General features: G+C 71.6%; 10 protein-coding genes. 8 read left to right on the top strand and 2 right to left on the bottom strand.

The annotated features are described in order from the left end of the window. Nucleotides 1-2 precede the first annotated feature (2 nt). Nucleotides 3-737 (top strand): VWA domain-containing protein, encoded by a 735-nt coding sequence (locus tag AB0F04_RS08605; protein ID WP_362039192.1) that lies wholly within the window; start codon nt 3-5, stop codon nt 735-737. A gap of 134 nt (nt 738-871) precedes the next feature. After that, complete coding sequence (locus AB0F04_RS08600; protein ID WP_362039190.1) at nt 872-2527, top strand: cytochrome bc complex cytochrome b subunit; 1656 nt, start codon at nt 872-874, stop codon at nt 2525-2527. Between the two features lie 378 nt (nt 2528-2905). Here AB0F04_RS08600 and AB0F04_RS08595 read toward each other — a convergent pair whose 3' ends face one another. Continuing rightward, on the bottom strand, nt 2906-3793 hold the full coding sequence (locus AB0F04_RS08595) for a hypothetical protein (protein WP_362039188.1): 888 nt from the start codon (nt 3791-3793) through the stop codon (nt 2906-2908). A gap of 122 nt (nt 3794-3915) precedes the next feature. On the opposite strand from AB0F04_RS08595, the gene AB0F04_RS08590 reads away from it, so the two are divergent. The 6 genes from AB0F04_RS08590 (at nt 3916) to AB0F04_RS08565 (ending at nt 11408) form a co-directional block, all read left to right on the top strand. Further along, a complete protein-coding gene (locus tag AB0F04_RS08590) occupies nt 3916-4392 on the top strand; it encodes a GNAT family N-acetyltransferase (RefSeq protein WP_362039187.1) in 477 nt (158 codons plus the stop codon). A 20-nt stretch (nt 4393-4412) separates the two neighbouring features. Then, nucleotides 4413-4760: a chorismate mutase gene (locus AB0F04_RS08585; RefSeq protein ID WP_053671840.1), complete on the top strand. Its 348-nt coding sequence runs from the start codon at nt 4413-4415 to the stop codon at nt 4758-4760. A 137-nt stretch (nt 4761-4897) separates the two neighbouring features. Then, nucleotides 4898-5449, top strand: a complete 552-nt coding sequence (locus tag AB0F04_RS08580) for a response regulator (RefSeq protein ID WP_362039185.1) — start codon at nt 4898-4900, stop codon at nt 5447-5449. Nucleotides 5450-5516: 67 nt separating this feature from the next. Next, nucleotides 5517-8009 carry an aminopeptidase N gene (gene pepN / locus AB0F04_RS08575; protein ID WP_362039183.1) on the top strand — a complete coding sequence of 831 codons (2493 nt, stop codon included), beginning with the start codon at nt 5517-5519 and terminating at the stop codon, nt 8007-8009. A gap of 595 nt (nt 8010-8604) precedes the next feature. Further along, on the top strand, nt 8605-9999 hold the full coding sequence (locus tag AB0F04_RS08570) for an aminotransferase class V-fold PLP-dependent enzyme (RefSeq protein ID WP_362039181.1): 1395 nt from the start codon (nt 8605-8607) through the stop codon (nt 9997-9999). Further along, entirely contained in the window at nt 9996-11408 is a 1413-nt protein-coding gene (locus tag AB0F04_RS08565) for a SidA/IucD/PvdA family monooxygenase (RefSeq protein ID WP_362039179.1), read from the top strand. Before AB0F04_RS08570 ends, AB0F04_RS08565 begins: the two co-directional genes overlap by 4 nt. 13 nt (nt 11409-11421) lie before the next feature. Here the strand turns inward: AB0F04_RS08565 and AB0F04_RS08560 are convergent, their stop codons facing one another. Continuing rightward, nucleotides 11422-13218 carry a 5'-nucleotidase C-terminal domain-containing protein gene (locus AB0F04_RS08560; protein ID WP_362039177.1) on the bottom strand — a complete coding sequence of 599 codons (1797 nt, stop codon included), beginning with the start codon at nt 13216-13218 and terminating at the stop codon, nt 11422-11424. Between the last annotated feature and the right edge of the window lie 145 nt (nt 13219-13363).

The raw sequence follows: 13363 nt of genomic DNA, 5'->3' as shown, positions 1-13363 counted from the left end.
CCATGGTCGCGATCGGTCTGAGCAAGGTCCAGGAGACCGCTCCCGCGCTGGTGAACCTCTACAAGAGCGCCGGGGTGTCCCTCGTGAAGCACGGGCTGGACGGGCTGCGGGCCGCGGTCTACCTCGTGGTCGACTACTCCGGCTCCATGAAGCCGTACTACAAGGACGGCAGTGTGCAGGCGCTGGCCGACCGGGTCCTCGGGCTGTCGGCGCACCTGGACGACGACGGCACCGTGCCGGTCGTGTTCTTCTCCACCGACGTCGACGCCGAGACCGAGATCGCCCTGGCCGGCCACCAGGGGCGGATCGAGCGGATCGTCGCCGGGCTCGGGCACATGGGGAAGACCAGCTACCACCTGGCGATGGACGCCGTGATCGACCACTACCTCGACAGCGGCTCGACGGAGCCCGCCCTGGTGGTCTTCCAGACCGACGGCGGGCCCGTCAACAAGCTCGCCGCGGAACGCTACCTGTGCAAAGCGGCGAAACTGCCGCTGTTCTGGCAGTTCATCGGGTTCGGCGACCCGGGGAGCAGGCAGTTCGACTTCCTGCGCAAGCTGGACGAGCTGGCCGTGCCGGGCAAGCGGGTCGTCGACAACGCCGGGTTCTTCCACGCGGGGCAGGACCCGCGCAAGGTCCCGGACGCCGAGCTGTACGACCGGCTGGTGGGCGAGTTCCCGAAGTGGCTCGGGGCCGCCCGCGCGCAGGGGATCGTCAAGGACTCCGGCGGCCGCTGAACCGGCCCCCCGGTCCCCGGCCCGACCGCTCGACCGGGCCCCCTCGCCCCCCTGGCCCAACCGCTCCTCCCCCCGTTTGCACGGCCGCGTCACCGTGCCACGCTGGGAAGGATCCGACGGGGAGGCGACGACGTATGGGCGACGACGGCGCACGACGGGTGTACGGGACGGACTCCGTCCGGCGGAGGCCTCCCGCCGGCAGGGGCGAGAAGCTCGCCGACTGGGCCGACGGACGGCTCGGGCTCTTCGCCCTGGCCAAGGCCAACATGCGCAAGGTCTTCCCGGACCACTGGTCCTTCATGCTGGGTGAGGTCACCCTCTACAGCTTCGTCGTACTGATCCTCACCGGCGTCTACCTCACCCTGTTCTTCGAGCCCAGCATGCAGGAGGTCGTCTACCAGGGCTCCTACACGGAGCTCAACGGCGTCCTCATGAGCAGGGCGTTCGAGTCCACGCTGGACATCAGCTTCGACGTGCGCGGCGGGCTGCTGATCCGGCAGATCCACCACTGGGCGGCGCTGGTCTTCATCACCGGCATGCTGGTGCACATGATGCGGGTGTTCTTCACCGGAGCCTTCCGCAAACCGCGCGAACTGAACTGGCTCTTCGGCTGGACCCTGCTGATGCTCGGCATCATCACCGGCCTGACCGGCTACTCCCTCCCCGACGACCTGCTGTCCGGCACCGGCATCCGCTTCGCCCAGGGCGCGATCCTGTCCATCCCGATCGTCGGGACGTACCTGTCGTTCTTCCTGTTCGGCGGGGAGTTCCCGGGCGAGGACATCATCTCGCGGCTGTACCCCGTCCACATCCTGCTGCTGCCGGGCATCATGCTGGGCCTGGTCACCGCCCATCTGATCCTGGTCTTCTACCACAAACACACCCAGTTCCCGGGCCCCGGACGCAAGGAGCGCTCGGTCGTCGGGATGCCCTTCCTGCCGGTCTACCTGGCCAAGGCCGGCGGCTTCTTCTTCCTCGTCTTCGGTGTGCTGGCGGTGATGGGCGCGGTCGCCCAGATCAACCCCGTGTGGGCCTTCGGCCCCTACCGCCCCGACCTGGTCACCACCGGCGCCCAGCCCGACTGGTACCTCGGCTTCTCCGAAGGCCTGATCCGGGTGATGCCGGGATGGGAGATCAACCTCTGGGGGCACACCCTCGTCCTCGGCGTGTTCATCCCCTTCTCGCTCTTCCCGCTCATCCTGCTCGCCCTCGGCCTCTACCCCTTCATCGAAGCGTGGATCACCGGCGACAAACGCGAGCACCACATCCTCGACCGGCCGCGCAACGCACCCGTGCGCACCGGCCTCGGCGTGGCCTGGCTCACCCTGTACGCGGTGCTGCTGATCGGCGGCGGCAACGACATCGTCGCCACCCATCTGCACCTGTCCATCAACGTGATCACCTGGTTCGTGCGCATCGGTGTCTTCGTGCTGCCGGTCGCCGCGTTCATCGTCACCAAGAAGATCTGCATGGGCCTGCAGCGCCGCGACCGCGCCAAGGTGCTCCACGGCAGGGAGACCGGCACCGTCAAACGGCTGCCGACCGGCGAGTACACCGAGGTCCACGAGCCCCTCACCCAGGGCGAGCTGTTCACGCTCACCCAGCACGAGCAGAACCCGCCCTACGAGATCGGGCGCGAGGTCGACGCGGGGGGTGTCCGCCGCAGGGTCAAGCGGTCCGAGCGGCTGCGCGCCCGGCTGGCGAAGGCCATGTACGGGCCCGACGCACGCATCGAGAAACCGACCGCGGAGCAGTACCGGGAGATCACCAGCGGCGACCACTCCCACTGACGGCCGGGGCCCGGCACACCTTCCCCGCGTTCGCGGCGCCCTCGGACGCACGCCGGCCACCGTCACAGACGCTGTGACGACGCTGCCGGGTGCGCCTGCCGTAGGTGCCGTGCGCTTCGCACAGCGGTACGAAGTGGCCGCCCGGGGCGCCCGAGCGAAGGGCCCCGGCACGGCCCGCGTAGAGCCAGGCAGCCCCCGGCACCGGCCCCCTGGCACCGATCCCCCTGCACCGGGGTTTCCCCGGGCACCGTTCCCCGTGGCGTCGTTCCCCCCGCACCGCTTTCCCCAGGCCCCGGCGCCCCGTCGGCACCCGGGCGCCGAGCACTTGGGTGACTCCGCTGCCCGGGTGCGTACGGTGCCGCCGGACTCGCGGGGTGCCTACGTATCGCACTCCAGCACACTCCGGCACAGCGCACACCGCGCCCGGACCCGCCCGCTCACCGGCACCCTGATCCGCTGATGGCAGGTGGGGCAGGGGAACGACACCCGCAGCCGCCCGCCCCCGTCGGGCGAGAACGCGTACGGCACTCCGGGCTGCGGCGGGCTCGCCGCAGCATGCCGCCGGTCCCGGGCGTACCGCCGCCGCCCCGCCCATCCCGCCGCCGTCAGCGGCGGCTGCTGCCCGTCACGGCGAGCCAGCTCCATCCCCTTCACATACGCCGTGTACGCCTGCGCGCTGGTGAACCACACCGCCGGGTCCTCCCCGAAGGCCAGCGCCCGCTTGGCCAGCACGTACCCGAACTCCTCCGGAGTGAGATACCCCAGCTTCTGCGACGACGCCCCGTCCTCCCGGTAGGCGTCCAGCAGCAGCCACCCCGCGCCCAGGTACGTCGTCACCGTGTCCGTGAGGATCTCGTTGTCCCGCACGCCCGGGAAGGACAGACCCAGGCGATGCAGGTACACATGCGTCACCTCGTGCGCCAGGGCCGCCCCGATGTCCCGCCGATGCGTACGGAACCGGTCGTTCAGCTCCACGAAGTACTCCGGCCCGGCCGTGAGCTCCACGTTCGCCGCGTGCCGCATCTCCCGGAAGCTCACGACCAGCCGCGCATCCGGCAACCGGTAGTGCCGCACCAGCTCGTGCGCCACCCGCTGCGCCCCCAGATACAGGTCGTCGGTGTCGCAGAACGCCACGTCGACGGGGAGCACGCTCGTCGCGAACGTCCGGACGGTGTCGTGGGACAGCCTCCTGTACAGCGCCGTGACGGCGGCCCGCACCGTCTCCAGATGCGGGTAGCCGTGCTCGACCGGCCCGTCGTTCGCCACGCCTCACCCCCAAGACGCCCCTGAACCCGGTTCCACTGTACGAGGACGTGCCCCGCCGCGGACGGGCCCGGCCGCGGCGAAATCCGGCCGTCGCCCCCCGCACACGCGGCAGAATCCGGGCCGTGACCAGCGAACAGCACACCGCCGCCGGCTCCCTGCGGGTGGGCGCCCAGGACGACACCCTCGAACAGCGGCTCGACGAGGAGCTGACCGCCTTCAACACCGCCGCCGCCGACGGGGCCGTCACCGAGCCCCTCTCCGTCCGCGCCACCGACGACAGCGGCGACCTGATCGGCGGGCTCACCGCCTGGACCTGGGGCACCCTGTGCTCGGTGGACATGCTCTGGGTGCGCGAGGACCAGCGGCACTCCGGCTGGGGCGGCCGGCTGATGCGCGCCGCGCAGGACGAGGCCGTCCGACGCGGCTGCACCGACATGACCGTCTCCACGTACAGCTTCCAGGCACCCGGCTTCTACCCGAGGCTCGGCTTCCGGGAACGGGCCCGTATCGGGGGCGTCCCCGGCGGCCACGAGGACGTCTGCTTCCACAAGCGACTCTCACCGCCGAGGGATGAGACGCCCTTCGGCCACCGGCCGTGATCCCCGTAGGCTGACGCCCCATGACCAGCAACACCGGTTCCCCCGACGTCGACCCCGCCGTCCGCGAAGAGCTCGCCCGGCTGCGCGACAGCATCGACAACATCGACGCGGCCGTCGTCCACATGCTCGCCGAGCGCTTCAAATGCACCCAGCAGGTCGGCCACCTCAAGGCCCGGCACCAGCTGCCGCCCGCCGACCCGGCCCGCGAGGCCCGCCAGATCGCCCGGCTGCGCGCCCTCGCCGAGAACGCCAAACTCGACCCGGCCTTCGCCGAGAAGTTCCTGAACTTCATCGTCGCCGAGGTCATCCGCCACCACGAGCGCATCGCGGACGAGGCGCTCAACGGCGCCGCCCCAGGCGGCAACTGACGTCGCGCACGCCCCGGGGGAGTGACACGGCGGCCCGCTCGGGGCATGCTGCGCTGTACACAGCACGTCAGCTGACGAGCACTGCGCGTCAGCATCCCGGGCTACTCTGGTCCTCCACGAGGGAGGGGCGTGGGGCCATGCCGTCGGACACCAGGATCCTCATCGTCGACGACCATGAGGACACGCTGTACGCGCTCGAAAGCGCCCTGGCCCCGCTGGGCTACCAGCTCGGCCGGGCCACCAGCGGCGACGAGGCACTCAAGCAGGTGCTCCGCGGCCAGGTGGGCCTGCTGCTGCTCGACGTGCGCATGCCCGGCGTCGGCGGACTGGAAGTCGTGCGCTACATGCGGCGCGTGGAGCAGACCCAGCACATCCCGGTCATCCTGCTCACCGGCTTCGGCGCCGACCACGAACTGACCACGACCGCCTTCCGGCTCGGCGTCGCCGACCTCGTCATGAAGCCCGTCGACCCCTGGGCCCTGCGCACCAAGGTGCGCTACCTCTACGACGCCCACCGGCGCCATCTCGCCCTGGAGCGGGAGGTGCGCCGCCTGCGCGCCCTCGCGGGGGAGCACACCGAGACCGCCGCACACCCCGCGCGCCCCGGACTGCCCCATCCCGACGCGCGCGTACCCACGCAGCGGCCCAACGGGGCGCACGCCGGGGAGCTCGAAAAGGACCGCACCTAGACCGGACATTGGGCACGTACCGATCCGCCTCTGTGCCTTGCCCACGGCATCAGGCAGCATGTCTCGCATGTCCGTACTGACGCGCGACGAAGCGCAGACCCGAGCAGAGCTCCTCGACGTCCACCACTACACGATCGAACTCGACCTGACCGGTGGAGACGAGACCTTCGGCTCCCGCACCCTGATCAGGTTCGCCACCCGCGTGGACGGGGACACCTTCGTCGAGCTCAAGCCCGCCGAGCTGCGCTCCGTCACCCTCGACGGACACCCCCTGAACCCGGAGACGCTGGACGGCAACCGGCTCGCCCTGCCGCACCTCACCGCCGGCGAGCACGAACTGCACGTGGACGCCCGGATGCGCTACTCCCGCACCGGCGAGGGCATGCACCGCTTCACCGACCCCACCGATGGCGAGACCTACGTCTACACCCAGCTGTTCATGGACGACGTCCAGCGCGTCTTCGCCACCTTCGACCAGCCCGACCTCAAGGCCGTCTTCGAACTGTCCGTGACGGCCCCGCCCCACTGGACCGTCCTCGCCAACGGCATCACCGAACAGACCGACGGCGTATGGAAGGCGGCCACCACACCGCGCATCTCCACCTACCTGGTCGCCGTCGCCGCGGGCCCCTGGCACTCCGTGCGCACCGAACACCGCGGCCTGCCCTTCGGCCTGCACTGCCGCCGCTCCCTCGCCCCCCACCTGGACGCCGACGCCGACGAACTCCTCGACGTCACCCGCGCCTGCTTCGACCGCTACCACGAGAAGTTCGACGAGCCCTACCCGTTCGACTCCTACGACCAGGCCTTCGTCCCCGAGTTCAACGCCGGCGCCATGGAGAACCCGGGCCTGGTCACCTTCCGCGACGAATTCGTCTACCGCTCCGCCGTCACCGACACCGAACGCCAGACCCGCGCCATGGTCGTCGCCCACGAGATGGCCCACATGTGGTTCGGCGACCTCGTCACCCTCAAGTGGTGGGACGACATCTGGCTGAACGAGTCCTTCGCCGAGTACATGGGCTACCAGACCCTCACCGAAGCCACCCGCTTCACGGACACCTGGACCGACTTCGGCGTCACCCGCAAGTCCTGGGGCTACGACGCCGACCAGCGCCCCTCCACCCACCCCGTCGCCCCCGAGGCCGTCGACGACACCGCCTCCGCGCTGCTCAACTTCGACGGCATCTCCTACGCCAAGGGCGCCAGCGCACTGCGGCAACTGGTCGCCTGGCTCGGCGAGAAGGACTTCCTCGCCGGCATCAACACCCACTTCGCCCGGCACAAGTACGGCAACGCCACCCTCGCCGACTTCATCGACAACCTCGCCGGCGCCACCGACCGCGACGTCCACGCCTGGGCCGACGCCTGGCTGCGCACCACCGGCGTCGACACCCTCACCCCGCACATCACCCCCGGCGAGCACGGCACCTGCGCCCTCACCGTCGACCGCACCGGCAGCCGCCCGCACCGCATCGCCGCCGGCCTCTACGACCGCGACCTCGGTGACGACGGCGGCCAGCTCGTCCTGCGCGAGCGCCTCCACCTCGACCTCCCGCACACCGAAGCCCACCCCATCGGCAAGCGGCCCGCCCTGCTCCTCCTCAACGACGGCGACCTCACCTACGCCAAGGTCCGCTTCGACGCCGAGTCCTTCGAGACCGTGCGCAAGGACCTGTCCGGACTGCCCGAGCCGCTCACTCGCGCGATCGTCTGGAACGCCCTGCGGGACGCCGTCCGCGACGGCGAACTCGCCCCCCACGCCTACCTGGAGACCGCCCGCACCCACCTCCCGCTGGAGACGGATCTCGCCATCGTCCAGGGCGTGCTCGCCTTCGCCTCCACGTACATCGCCGACCGCTACCTCACCCCCGAGGAGCGGCCCGCCGCACTCGCCACCCTCTCCGAACTGTGCCGCGACCTCATCCGCCGCACCGAGGACGGCGACAACCCCGGGCTGCGCCTGATCGCCGTACGCCACCGCATCGACGTGGCCGCCCACCCCGACACCATCGCCGCCTGGCTCGCCGACGGCACCGTCCCCGGCGGCCCCGAACTCGACCCCGAGCTGCGCTGGCGCGTACTCGCCCGGCTCGCCGTCCTCGGCGCGACCGACGAGGCCACCATCGCCGCCGAACTGGAACGCGACCCGAGCGCCACCGGCCAGGAAGGAGCCGCCCGCTGCCGCGCCGCCCTGCCCGACCCCGAGGCCAAGGCCCGCGCCTGGCAGACGATGTTCGGCACCGACGACCTGTCCAACTACCTCTTCACCGCCACCGCCCGCGGCTTCTGGCAGCCCGAACAGGCCGACCTGGTACGCGAATACGTCGGGCGTTACTACGCCGACGCGGTCGCCGTCGCCGACCGCCGCGGCCCCGCCATGGCGGAGGCGGCGGGCCGCTGGGCCTTCCCCGCACACGCCGTCGACGCCGACACCCTCCGCCTCGGCGAGGCATGCCTGCGCGACGCCGACCCGATCCCGGCGCTGCGCCGCAAACTGGTCGACCAACTGGACGACCTGGCACGGGCGTTGCGGGTCCAGCGGGCCAGGGAGAACTAGGGGCGCGGCGAGAGCCGGGGCCGACGGCCGTGTAGGGCGGCAGGTGAGGCCTGGGACGGCGAGAGGTGGAGCCGACGGCATGGGGTACGCGACGGGCGGGCTGGTCCTTTCCGCCGCTGTGGCGGGTCGGCTGCCCTGTCCGGGGCGGCTCCCCGTGTAGGACCGGGGGCGGCCCCGCCTGCGTATGACTGGGGGCGGCCCCGCCTGGGCATGACCGGGCGTGTCCAGCGAGCCAGGGTCGGCGAGAGGTGGAGCCGACGGCATGGGGTATGCGACGGGCGGGCTGGTCCCTTCCGCCGCTGTGGCGGGTCGGATGCCGTGTCCGGGGCGGCTCCCCGTGTACGACCGGGGGCGGCCCCCGCCCGCGCACCGGGGCGGCTTGCCGGCCCATCACCGGGACAGACCCGCCCGTCCAGCACCGGGGCCACCTCTCCCGCCCCTCCGCCGCCCGGACCAGGGACCACGCGGCCCCCTCGGGAGCCGAGACCGACGGCCGCGCCGCTTCGGCCGGGTTTCCCGTCCGGGAGATACCTCCACCCGGGTCGGGTCGTTGAGCCGTACGGGCGTCTCGCCCCGCGCCCCGGAGGTCAACCCCATGAGCACGCCGCCCCTCGCCTCAGGCCCCGACGGCCCCCGTGCCCTGCGGCCGTTGCTCGGCACCGTCCTCGAAGCGCTGGACACCGGCGCCCGGACCCGGGGCGGGCCGCTGCCCGCGGGAGGGCCCGACGCGGTCGCCGCCCGCCTGCGGGAAGCCGTGGGGGAGCTCCTGCCCGACCGGGGCGACCCCCACGCCCTGCCCACCCTGGTCCGGGCCTTCGCGGAAGGCGCAGCCGACCCGGCCCACCCGCTGTGCGCGGCCCACCTGCACTGCCCGCCCCTCGCCGTCGCCACCGCCGCCGACCTCGCCGCCTCGGCCCTCAACCCCTCCCTGGACTCCTGGGACCAGGCCCCGGCGGCCTCGGAACTGGAGGCCCTGGCGGCAGGCGTGCTGGCCCGGGAGATCTACCCGGAGGACGGCACGGCCGACGCCCTCGTCACCACCGGCGGCACCGAGTCCAACCAACTCGCCCTGCTCCTCGCCCGGGAAGCCCACGGCGGATCCGTCCGGCTCGTGTGCGGGGCCAACGCCCACCACTCACTGCCCCGCGCCGCCTGGCTGCTCGGACTGCCCGACCCCGTCGTCGTACCCGCCCCGGGCGGCACGCTCGACCCCGACGCGCTCGACCAGATCCTCAGCGGCCTGCCCGGCCCGCTGCTCGTCGCCGCCACCGCCGGCACCACCGACGCCGGACGCATCGACCCGCTGCCCGAGATCGCCGCCCGCTGCGCCGCCCACGGCGCCCGGCTGCACATCGACGCCGCCTACGGCGGAGGCCTCCTCTTCAGCGACCGCCACCGCGCCCGCCTCACCGGACTCGACGCCGCCCACACCGTCACCCTCGACCTGCACAAACTCGGCTGGCAACCGGTCGCCGCCGGCCTCCTCGCCGTCCGGGACCCCCGCGACCTCACCGCCCTGCGCCAGCACGCCGACTACCTCAACGCCGACGACGACACCGAGGCCGGCCTGCCCGACCTGCTCGGCCGGTCCCTGCGGACCACCCGCCGCCCCGACGTCCTCAAACTCGCCGTCACCCTCAAAACCCTGGGGCGCAGTGGCCTCGGAGCCCTCGTCGACCAGGTCTGCGCACACGCCCGGCAGTTCGCCGCCCTCGTCGACGCCCACCCCGGCTTCGAACTGCACGCCCCGCCCGCCATCAGCACCGTGCTGTTCCGGCCCACCGGCGCCACCGACGCCACCGTGGCCGCCGTACGCCGCGCCCTGCTCACCGACGGCCACGCCGTCCTGGGCCGGGCCCGCCTCGACGGCCGGCTCTGGCTCAAGGCCACCCTCCTCAACCCCGCCACCGGGCCCGACGACCTGGCAGCCCTGCTGCACCTCGCGGCAGCGAGCCGAGCCACCCTCGTGGAAGGACACACCCCCCGATGAACCCCGCACCGACCCCCGACCCCGACGCCCCCCGCGACCTCGTCGGCATCGGCATCGGCCCCGCCAACCTCTCCCTGGCCGCACTCGCCCACCCGCTCGACGGCCTCGACACCGTCTTCTACGACCAGAACCCCGCCTTCGCCTGGCACCCCGGCCTGCTCATCGACGGCGCCACCATCCAGGTCCCCTTCCTCGCCGACCTGGTCACCCTGGCCGACCCCACCAGCCCCTGGACCTTCCTCAACTACCTCAGGTCCCGCGAGCGGCTCTTCCCCTTCTACTTCGCCGAGCGCTTCCACATCCAGCGCGCCGAGTACGACGCCTACTGCCGCTGGGTCAGCGAGAACCTCCCGGGGCTCCGCTTCGGCTACCAGGTCGACGCCGTCCGCTGGAACCCCGAACGCGACGTCTTCGAGGTCGACTTCACCCAGCTCGACAGCGACGGAGAAGCAGAAGCCCTCGGCCGCACCTACACCCGCGACGTCGTCCTCGGCATCGGAACCGAGCCCTACGTCCCCGACCCCCTCAGGCCCCTCGTCGAGGCCCCCGGCGTACCCGTCGTGCACGCCGCCGACTACCTCGAACACCGCTCCGCGCTGCTCGCCGCCGACCACGTCACGGTCGTCGGCATCGGGCAGTCCGGCGCCGAGGTCTTCCTCGACCTGCTGCGCAACCGGCCCGCCGGGCGCGAGAAACTGCACTGGCTGGGCCGCACCGGGGCCTTCGCGCCCATGGAGTACTCCAAGCTCGGCCTGGAGCACTTCACCCCCGACCACACCCGCTACTTCCACGCCCTGCCCGAGTCCACCCGCGACCGGCTCGTCGAGGGCCAGTGGCAGCTGCACAAGGGCATCGACGCCGCCACCATCGCCGCCGTCCACGACGAGCTCTACCGCCGCACCCTGCACGGCGGCTGGCCCGACGCCGTCCTCACCCCCGGCGTGAGGGTCCGCACCGCCGGGCGGGTCGCCACGACCAAAGTGGAGCTGCACCTGGAGCACGACCTGCAGAACAGCCGCTCCCGCCTCACCACCGACGCCGTCGTCCTCGCCACCGGCTACCGCGAACGCCCCCTCGACCGGATCCTCGCCGGCCTCGACCCCTACATGCGCCGCGACAACCAGGAGCGGCCCCGCATCGACGAGGACCACCGGCTCGTCCTCGACCCGTCCGTCACCGGCACGGTCCACGTCCAGAACGCCGAGATCCACACCCACGGTGTGGGCGCCCCCGACCTCGGCCTCGCCGCCTGGCGCAGCGCGATCATCCTCAACTCCCTGACGGGCGGGGAGGCCTACGCACTCCCCGCCCGCACCGCCTTCACCACCTTCGGCCTCACCCAGCGGGCACACGTCCCGCCGCCCCGCGAGGCACCGGCACTGACCCCGCTCGTCGACGACCGAAGGTGACGCGGCGCGCGGCTCAGAAGACGGGCGTGCCGTTGCGCGTGAGCTTCCAGTCCACCCCCGCGAAGACGGCCGGGTCGATCGACCCCTTCGCCTTCACCCAGCCGATCATGGTGTTGCGGATCTCCTCCGAGTTCGACCACAGCACCCGGGCCGCGGCGACGTGCGGGAAGTTCCCGCCGCCGTTGGCCCGGTAGTTGTTCACCGCGAACACGAACTGCGCGTCGTCCGCGAGCGGCTGCCCCTCGAACCGCACGTTCGTCACCCGCGACCCGGCCGGCTTCGCGATGTCGATCTCGTACGACAGACCGCTCACCACGTCGTAGTTGTAGTCCGGCGTGCCGCCCGCGTTCGTCAGCTTCGCCGCCTCCACCGGGGCGTCCGGCGCGGTCTGCACGAAGTAGTTCGCCGAGAACTCCAGGTACGCCTTCATCTGCGCGCCCGTCATCAGACGCGCCTCGAGCGTGTTCTCGAAGACGTACAGACCCGCCACGTCCCGGATCGTCACCTGGCCCGCCGGGATCCGCGCGCTGCGCGAGAAGCACGCCGCCTGCGACAGCACCGGCAGCGCGGCGTGCTCCGTGCCCGCCAGGGCCTGCTTCACCGTGTCCGCCTGGATGTGGTTGATCAGGTCGATGATCGGCACGTCCTTGTACGGCGCCTCGGCGGAGGTCATCTCCGCCGCGTTCGTGCCGATGACCTGGTTGACGTACGCCACGACCTTCTCGTGCTCGTCGGAGAGCAGCTTCGTGATCTTCGGGTCCTCCTCCACGGTGTTGGAGTTGAGGACCTTCGCGCCCACCTTCTCGACCTTCCAGCAGCCCTTCTCGAAGACCAGCTCGAAGTCGAACAGCGTCAGCCGCTGCCCCCACTTCAGCGGCTCCGACAGCACGACCTGCTTGCCGGTCTTCTTGTTGGTGACGAAGTACTGGGGGATCTCCGTGTGCGCGTGCCCGACCAGGATCGCGTCGATGCCCGGCACCTGCTCGGCCACCAGGGCGGCCGCGTTCTCGATGTAGGGCAGCTGGTCACCGTAGGACGACGTCCCCGACGAGCCGCTGTGCGCCGAGACGATGACCACGTCCGCGCCCATCGACCGCAGCTTCGGCACCCACTTCGCCGCCTGCTCCTCCAGACCCGGGAACGTCATCTTGCCCTGCACGTTCGCCTTGTCCCAGATCGCGATGCCCGGGTTCGTCAGCCCCAGCACCGCCACCTTCACGTCCCGCCCGAACGGGGTGCGCAGCCGGTGCATGCTGTACGGCGCGAACGCCGGCCGCAGCGTCTTCGCGTCCAGCGCGTTCGCCCCCAGCAGCGGGAAACGGCACTGCTGCTCGAACTTGCGCAGCACCGGAATGCCGTAGTTGAACTCGTGGTTGCCCAGCGCCGCCGCGTCATACTCCATGGCGTTCATCGCCTGCGCCATCGGGTGAACCGGGCCGCCCTCGGCCGTGATCGGGTCGACCTTGGCGTAGTAGTACGACAGCTGCGTGCCCTGGATGGTGTCACCCGCGTCGATCAGCAGCGTGTTGCGGCGGCCCTTCTCCTCCCGGACCCGGTTCACCAGCGTCGAGACCTTCGCGAGGCCGACGTCGTTGTGGTCCTTGTCGTCGAACTCCTTGTCCGTGAAGTAGTCCCAGTTGAAGACGTTGCCGTGCAGGTCCGTCGTCCCCAGCACGGTGAACGCGTACCGCTTGGCGCCCCGCCCGGCTTCGGCCGCCTGCGCGCCCGGCGCCGAGACCGCACCCGCCAGCGCCACCCCCGCCCCGGTCACGGCGGACTTCTCCAGGAACTTCCGGCGGTTCAACGGCATGTCTGGCTCCCCTGCGGAATCTGTGAACGACGCGCGTAGATAACGCGCGTAGATTCTGACCCGTCCATGACCGGCCGCAACAGACCCGGCAGGTTGCGATCTGATGACTCGGCTTCCGGATCCAAGGCCGTCAATCGGCCCAGAC

Origin of the sequence: Streptomyces sp. NPDC029041 (assembly GCF_040637515.1) — a bacterium.
Classification (GTDB): Bacteria; Actinomycetota; Actinomycetes; order Streptomycetales; family Streptomycetaceae; genus Streptomyces.
The sequence above is the reverse complement of the archived record's forward strand: the minus strand, read 5'-3'. Positions and strand labels throughout refer to the sequence as shown.